This window comes from Xanthobacter autotrophicus (assembly GCF_030015065.1).
Taxonomy (GTDB): domain Bacteria; phylum Pseudomonadota; class Alphaproteobacteria; order Rhizobiales; family Xanthobacteraceae; genus Xanthobacter; species Xanthobacter autotrophicus_D.
Map to the genome: position 1 here is coordinate 1 of NZ_JAIVFN010000244.1, position 1,973 is coordinate 1,973.

At 67.8% G+C, this 1,973-nt stretch carries 2 protein-coding genes; one reads left to right on the top strand and one right to left on the bottom strand.

Going from position 1 to position 1,973, the window contains the following annotated elements; genetic code table 11:
- Window positions 1-122 precede the first annotated feature (122 nt).
- A complete protein-coding gene (hisS, locus tag K9U40_RS22785) occupies window positions 123-1,652 on the top strand; it encodes a histidine--tRNA ligase (protein WP_282892372.1) in 1,530 nt (509 codons plus the stop codon).
- Window positions 1,653-1,742: 90 nt separating this feature from the next.
- Here the strand turns inward: hisS and K9U40_RS22790 are convergent.
- The coding region (locus K9U40_RS22790) for a GcrA family cell cycle regulator (protein ID WP_282892373.1) at window positions 1,743-1,973 on the bottom strand (231 nt) is incomplete at its 5' end.

Here is a 1,973-nt window from a genome sequence, read left to right on the forward strand (position 1 = left end):
TCCCCAACCTTCCCCGCAAGCGGGAGAGGGAGCCACCAGCCCCCCGAACCTTGCCGTTCCGTCCCCCGTCCTCTAAGACGCCACAACCCTTTTGAAGATACCGGGACGGGCTCCCAATCCCCATGGCCAAAGAATTCAAGCCGAAGGCGCGGCTCCCCCGCGGCCTCGTCGATCGCACCGGCGCGGAGCTGTCCGCCACCCGCGCCATGCTGGAGAAGATCCGCGCCGTCTATGAGCTGTACGGCTTCGAGGCGCTGGAGACCCCGGCCTTCGAATATACCGACGCCCTCGGCAAGTTCCTGCCGGACCTCGACCGCCCCAATGAGGGCGTGTTCTCCCTGAAGGACGACGACGAGCAGTGGCTGTCCCTGCGCTATGACCTGACGGCGCCGCTGGCCCGCTACGTGGCCGAGCATTTCGAGCAGTTGCCCAAGCCCTACCGCTCCTACCGGGCCGGCTACGTGTTCCGCAACGAGAAGCCCGGCCCCGGCCGCTTCCGCCAGTTCATGCAGTTCGACGCCGACACCGTGGGCGCCCCCTCGGTGGCCGCCGACGCCGAGATCTGCATGATGGCCGCCGACACGCTGGAGGCGGTGGGCGTGCCCCGCGGCGCCTATGTGGTGCGCGTGAACAACCGCAAAGTACTCGACGGGGTGATGGAGGCCATCGGCCTCGGCGGGGATGAAAATTTCGGGCGCCGCCTCACCGTGCTGCGCGCCATCGACAAGTTCGACAAGTTCGGCGTCGAAGGTGTCGAACTTCTGCTCGGCCCCGGCCGGCGCGACGAGAGCGGCGACTTCACCAAGGGGGCGGGCCTAAACCAGCGCCAGAGCGCGGTCGTGCTGGCCATGCTCACCGGCAAGGGCCTGCGCGCCACCGATGTGGGAGTTGAAGTCGAACTCGACGGTGATGTGGAACTCGCGGCGGCTTTGGCGTCCAATTCCGCCTTCCTGGAGGGCATGGCGGAGCTGCGCGACATCGCCGCTCTGGTGGGCGCGGCGGGCTATGAGGACCGGGTGAAGATCGACCCCAGCGTGGTGCGCGGCCTCGAATATTATACCGGCCCCGTCTACGAGGCCGAATTGACGTTTGAAATCAAGGATGAAGACGGTCGCCCGGTGCGCTTCGGCTCGGTGGCCGGCGGCGGGCGCTATGACGGGCTGGTGGCCCGCTTCCGCGGCGAGAAGGTGCCGGCCACGGGCTTCTCCATCGGCGTCTCCCGGCTGCTGGCGGCCCTCGCCTTCCTGGGAAAAATGGAGGCGGCGCCGGAGGTTGGCCCGGTCGTGGTGCTGGTCATGGACAAGGAGCCCCACCGCCTCGCCGACTATATGAAGATGGTCGCCGACCTGCGCGCCAACGGCATAAGGGCCGAGATGTATCTGGGCGGCGGCGGCATGAAACCGCAGATGAAATATGCCGACCGGCGCGGCGCGCCCGCAGTTATCATCCAGGGATCAAACGAGAAATCGGCGGGAGAGGTGCAGATCAAGGATCTGGTGGAGGGCGCGAAGATCGCCGCCTCCATTGCCGACAATGCGGAATATCGCGCCGCTCGCCCCGCCCAGTTCGCGGTGAAGGAGGCGGACCTCGTCGCCGCCATCCGCGACGTGCTGGAACGCCGCGCGGCGCCGACGCTGGGGCTCGCCGACTGAGCGTGTCCGCCCCAGGCCGGTGGACGATCCGTTCGTGATTTCAATACCTTGATGAGCGGGCCGGGGGCCTCTCCCCGGCCCGTTCTGGTTTCAGAGGTAGGCGAGACGCCGGTCGCGCCGACGATCCTGCACCGGCTGGTAGGCCATGCGGGCGTGTGTGGTGCAATAGGGCGTGCCCGGATTGCTCCTGGCGCCGCAGAAGTGGAAGTTCTCCTTCCCCGGCTCGCCGATGGGCCACCGGCAGGTGGACTCGGTGAGGTTCATGATGGTGCAGCGCTGGGCCATCGGCACCACGTTGTCCGCAGGGGCCGGGGCGGGGGC

Excerpts from the sequence above, each read along its gene's own strand:
- hisS (WP_282892372.1), top strand. The coding sequence starts at position 123 with ATGGCCAAAGAATTCAAGCCGAAGGCGCGGCTCCCCCGCGGCCTCGTC.